This is a genomic window from Streptococcus sp. (assembly GCF_030825805.1).
In the GTDB taxonomy this organism is placed as follows: domain Bacteria; phylum Bacillota; class Bacilli; order Lactobacillales; family Streptococcaceae; genus Streptococcus.
In genome coordinates, this window is record NZ_JAPJPF010000063.1 from 1 (window position 1) to 5,461 (window position 5,461).

At 46.9% G+C, this 5,461-nt stretch carries 6 protein-coding genes and 1 pseudogene; all 7 read right to left on the minus strand.

The genetic code is table 11. The features are described from left to right. Positions 1-135: 135 nt before the first annotated feature. The gene (locus RCH62_RS08195) at positions 136-996 is read right to left on the minus strand and encodes a helix-turn-helix domain-containing protein (RefSeq protein ID WP_306474999.1); all 861 of its coding nucleotides are present in this window, start codon (positions 994-996) and stop codon (positions 136-138) included. Next, entirely contained in the window at positions 996-1,391 is a 396-nt protein-coding gene (locus RCH62_RS08200; RefSeq protein ID WP_048790008.1) for a Mini-ribonuclease 3, read from the minus strand. Before RCH62_RS08200 ends, RCH62_RS08195 begins: the two co-directional genes overlap by 1 nt. Continuing rightward, a complete protein-coding gene (gene cysS, locus RCH62_RS08205; protein ID WP_048790007.1) occupies positions 1,384-2,727 on the minus strand; it encodes a cysteine--tRNA ligase in 1,344 nt (447 codons plus the stop codon). Before cysS ends, RCH62_RS08200 begins: the two co-directional genes overlap by 8 nt. A 17-nt stretch (positions 2,728-2,744) precedes the next feature. Further along, positions 2,745-3,266: a dihydrofolate reductase family protein gene (locus RCH62_RS08210; RefSeq protein WP_306475000.1), complete on the minus strand. Its 522-nt coding sequence runs from the start codon at positions 3,264-3,266 to the stop codon at positions 2,745-2,747. Positions 3,267-3,274: 8 nt separating this feature from the next. Continuing rightward, positions 3,275-3,439 (minus strand): annotated as a pseudogene (locus RCH62_RS08215) (phosphorylase); the annotation flags it as partial. Positions 3,440-3,542: 103 nt separating this feature from the next. Beyond that, positions 3,543-4,160, minus strand: a complete 618-nt coding sequence (gene cysE / locus RCH62_RS08220) for a serine O-acetyltransferase (RefSeq protein ID WP_306475001.1) — start codon at positions 4,158-4,160, stop codon at positions 3,543-3,545. Between the two features lie 24 nt (positions 4,161-4,184). Continuing rightward, on the minus strand, positions 4,185-5,461 hold a 1,277-nt coding region (gene pnp, locus RCH62_RS08225), incomplete at its 5' end, for a polyribonucleotide nucleotidyltransferase (protein WP_306475002.1).

Consider the following 5,461-nt stretch of genomic DNA (forward strand, 5'->3'; position numbering starts at 1 on the left):
ATTCTACCATGATGGTACTCCTTTGATTTTTATAGTTCTATTGTAAATGAAAACGCTTTACAATGCTATGGCAGATCTCACAAAAAAGAAAAAGAGTTTTGTGCAAGTTGCACAAAACTCTGGATTTGATTCCGTTTAAATCACATCTTGTAAGACCAAATGATAGCACAGGGCTAGATCGGTCAGATTTTTCAACTGGAGACCCGTCAACTCCTCCCATTTTTCAATCTTGTATTGAAGGGAATTGCGATGGAGATAAAGTTGCTGGGCCGCCTTGGTTACAACTGCCCCGTTGTCCCAGAGGGCAACAATGATATCCTGCAACTGGTCTTGACTCCCAATCAACTGATGCAAGCCTTCTTTGATAGGATGGAGATCCAAATCTGCCTGCTCAATTCCCCATAGGTAGAGTTGAGAAAAGCGGTAAACACCTTGATGCCCTTCTCGGATCCAGGCTCGAAAGGCTGCCCGTTCTGCTCGGATGACCGGGGATACTTTCCCAGCTTTTGACTCGGTCCATACCTGCCCGACCATGATGGATAAGCGAATATTAAAATCATACTCCATGGCAGAGACGGTATCTTTTAAGATATCAGCCACAGTCAGCGACTGCTCTTGATCTAGAATGAGTACATAGTCCTGTCCACTCAGTTGCAAGACTGCCCGAAAGTTGGGCAAAAGCGTCTGCATCATCTCTAACCAGGAAGCCGTCCCTTCCGCTGTCGAGTGCGAGAGGTGGCAATAGACAAGTTGCATTTTTTTGATGACTTGAGGGGCTTCTCCCTTTCCATCAATCAAGTATTGGTACCAAGGATTGGGGGCAAGATCTTCCTCACTGCCCAACCAGGCAATCAATTGTTTCTCTCGTTCGGTTAGCTCTTCTTCCTTCAGTAGCAACCATTGCTGGGCCTGCAGAGGAATGGCTACATAACCAGCTGGTGGATTGGGGTGTTCCGTCACCTCTGCCTGAGGGAACCACTCTCTGATATTTTTCACTATTTTGTTCCTTCTTCCACTTTTTGGATACACCAAGCTACCAATTCCTCTAAGCGGTTGATTTCATCCATCAGATGCAGGTAACCCATGACCGCTTCAAAACCCGTCGACATGCGATAGGTCACGACATCTGCATTTTTTGCCTTGGTATGGCTATTGGTATTGCGACCGCGCTTATAGATCTCGACTTCTTTCTCTGTCAAAAGCTCTTCTTCCAACATCATCGCAATCAGACTAGCCTGGGCCTTGGCAGAGACGTAGCGGGTTGCAGCTTGGTGAAGTTTATTAGGCTTGGTCATCCCTTGAAAAATCAGGTGCTTACGAATATACATGGAATAGACCGCATCTCCCTCAAAGGCCAGGGCGATTCCATTGATTAGATTGACATCAATCACGTGTCCACCTTACACCTTCTTTTGTATCCAAGAGCTTGATTCCTTGCGCAGCCAATTCATCGCGAATGGCATCTGCTCGCGCAAAATCTTTATTAGCCCGCGCTTCTTGACGTTCCGCGATCAAGGCTTCAATATCTGCATCCAAGACTTCCTCGACAAAGACCACTCCAAAGACTTCTAGCATCTTGGTCAAGGCATCCTTAACGTCTTGGTTGTAGTGACCTGAATTGATCCATTTGGTCAATTCAAAGACGACAGTAATTCCGTTCGCTGCATTGATATCTTCATCCATGGCCGCGATAAACTTGTCCACAAAGCCTTGCAAGTCTGCTGGATCCACTTCTCCTGTGAACGGTTGCTCATAGGTATTTTTCAAATACTTGAGGTTGGTCTCCGCATCGCGTACCGCTTTTTCTGTGAAGTTAATGGGCTTGCGGTAGTGCTGGGTCGCAAAGAAGAAGCGAAGGACTTGGCCGTCGATGGTCTTCAATGCATCATGCACAGTAATGAAGTTACCTAAGGACTTGGACATCTTGACATTGTCGATATTGACAAAGCCATTGTGCATCCAGTAGTTGGCAAAAGTTTTGCCTGTTTTGGCTTCAGACTGGGCAATTTCATTGGTATGGTGTGGAAACTCAAGGTCAGCTCCACCACCATGGATATCAATGGTATCGCCTAAAATCCCCGTTGACATGACTGAACACTCGATGTGCCAGCCAGGACGACCAGGTCCCCAAGGGCTGTCCCAAGAAACTTCACCCGGCTTCGCAGCTTTCCAAAGGGCAAAGTCGACTGGATTTTCCTTGCGAGCAGTTTCCTCATCTGTCCGACCAGAAGCGCCTAGCTCCAAGTCTTCTAGAGTTTTGTTGGCTAACTTAGCATAGTTGTGGGATTTTTCCACACGGAAATAAACATCCCCTTGGCTCTCGTAGGCATAGCCTTTTTCGATCAAATCAGCGACAAAGCGAATGATGTCGTCCATAAACTCGACCACACGAGGGTGGCGGGTTGCAGGTTTGACCCCGAGAGCCGTCACGTCTTCACGAAAAGCCGCAATGTACTTGTCTGCCACTTCCTGAGGACTAATGCCTTCTTCTTTAGCACGGTTGATAATCTTATCATCCACATCTGTAAAGTTGGAAATGTAGTTAACCTCGTAGCCACGATACTCAAAATAGCGACGAATCGTGTCAAAGGCTACCGTTGAACGGGCATTCCCAACGTGGATATAGTTGTAAACTGTTGGCCCACAAACATACATGCGGACCTTTCCTTCTTCGATTGGGACAAATTCTCGCAAATCACGAGACATGGTGTCATAAATTTTAATCATGCGGTCCACTCCCTTCTCTATTTCTGACTTTTTCGGCTGAAAACCAGCTCTGCAAAAGGGCCAAATTGTCTGAGGCTATCCAGTTGGTAAAAGCGCTGCCCTTCCTCTTGGGTAAAGAGGGGAACCCCCTTTCCTAGGATAAGGGGCGCTATCTGAATAATGAGGTGGTCGAAAAGATCCGCATCCAAGAGCGGTCCTACCAAGGAATTACCACCTATCACAAAGACATTTTTGCCTTTGTCAATCTGGCGAACAAAGTCCACCACATCCCCAGCTACTGGCTGGTAATTGCTGACAGGCAGCTGCCTATCATGCGTAAAGACATAGTTTTCCGTAGCTTGATAAAAACTTTCTACATCTTGCAAATCTTGGATTTCCTCAAAGGTCCGCTTGCCCATGATGGTGATATCCATTTGCCTGTAAAAGTCATCATAGCCTGTATCCTCTACAGAACCAAGCTGATGCAGCCAGTCTATCCTGTGCTGGCTGTCTGCCAAGTAGCCATCCATGGTGATACAGCCGTAAAAATATACTGCCATTCTTGTAGTTACCTTTCTAGTTCCTTTCCTATTGTCAAAGCGATAGTGAAAAAAATCATGGCATCAGCTGTCCGCTCTTCATGGCGGGTATCCCAGGTTCGGTTATGATGATCCACATAGTCAGCTGTGTAGAAGAACCGTTAGACTTTACTCTTGCGAAATTGACTCCAAGCCTTCTTTCAGTTCAAGGACTACCTGGTTCAAAATAGCATCTGGTAAATATGACAGGTCGGTTCCTCCTGTCATATTTCACTTCGATAACTTTGCCAACCTTTTCTAAAGACTTGATGAATGGTGACTGGCTTCCTTAGCATGCTCCATCTTACTCACATAGTATTCGCGTTTTTCTTCTTCTTGGTGAATGATTGGCTCATCCTTCTTACCGTGAACACGAACAATTTTAGCAGGGATTCCGACAACGGTCACATCACTCGGTACATCGGAGACCACGACCGCTCCCGCTCCTACTTTGGCCTTGGCCCCAATCTCAATCGGACCGATGACCTGAGCATGAGCGGAGACCAAAGCTCCCTCACGAACCGTTGGATGGCGCTTCCCTGTATCCTTTCCAGTGCCACCGAGCGTCACCCCATGGTAGAGCATAACGCCTTTTTCAACAACGGCTGTCTCACCAATAACGAGACCTGCCCCGTGGTCGATAAAAACTCCCGAAGCAATGGTCGCACCTGGATGGATCTCAATCTGGGTCCAAAAACGCCAGAACTGACTATGCATCCGAGCTAGGAGTTTAAAGCCATGGTTCCACAAAAAGTGAGAAACACGGTGAGCAGCCAGTGCTTTAACCCCTGGATAGGTCAAGAGGACCTCCAGCGAGGTACGTGCTGCTGGGTCATTTTCTTTTACAATATCAATGGTTTCACGCCACCATCCCATACCGTGCTCCTTTCTTTTGATTATTTATTCTTTTGTTTCTTGACCTGCATCTTTGGCAAAGTCTTTTCTCGGTTTGTGGTGACGAGGACGATCGCCATGACGATGACCCTTATCCCCTTTTTCTTCTGCATGTTCCGGTTTTGGAGGACGAGGAAGAAGAGCTTTCATCGAAGCATCGACACGACCTTTTTCATCAATCTTGATGACCTTGACATCGACTTCGTCTCCGATTTCCACTAAATCTTCGACGCGGTTGGTGCGAGTCCAAGCCATTTCAGAGATGTGAACGAGGGCATCCGTCTTGTCAAAGAGGTTGACAAAGGCACCGAATTTCTCGATCCGCACAACTTTGGCATGGTAGACTTCGTCCACTTTAGCTTCACGAACCAGACCAGCAATGATCTCTTTGGCACGGTTGATGGCCGCTTGGTCGCTCGAGTAGATAGACACGTTTCCTTCTTCGTCGATATCAATCTTAACGCCTGTTTCAGCGATGATTTTATCGATGGTTTCTCCACCTTTACCGATGACAATCTTGATCTTGTCCACATCAATCTTGATGGTATCAATTTTCGGAGCAGTTGGAGCCAATTCTGGACGAACTTCTGGAATCGTTGCTTCAATCACGTCAAGGATTTCAAAACGAGCTTTCTTGGCTTGGGCAAGAGCTTCCGTCAAGATTTCCGCAGTAATCCCTTGGATCTTGATATCCATTTGAAGGGCTGTAATCCCGTCACGAGTACCTGCAACCTTAAAGTCCATATCTCCAAAGTGGTCTTCCAAACCTTGGATATCTGTCAATACGGTGTAGTTGTTTCCATCTGAAATGAGACCCATAGCAATACCTGCTACTGGCGCCTTAATTGGCACACCACCAGCCATGAGGGCAAGAGTTCCCGCACAGATAGATGCTTGAGATGAAGAACCATTTGATTCCAATACTTCTGCTACTAGACGAATCGCATATGGGAATTCTTCCAGGCTTGGCAAGACTTGAGCAAGAGCACGCTCACCAAGAGCACCGTGACCAATTTCACGACGACCAGGTGCACCGTAACGACCAGTTTCCCCTACAGAATATTGTGGGAAGTTATAGTGGTGCATAAAGCGTTTCTTGTACTCTGGGTCCAAACCATCGATGATTTGCGTTTCCCCCATTGGCGCCAAAGTCAAGATAGAAAGAGCTTGAGTTTGTCCACGCGTAAAGAGACCTGAACCGTGAACACGAGGAAGGAAGTCAACAACCGCATCCAAAGGACGGATTTCATCGACCTTACGACCATCAGGACGTACCTTGTCTT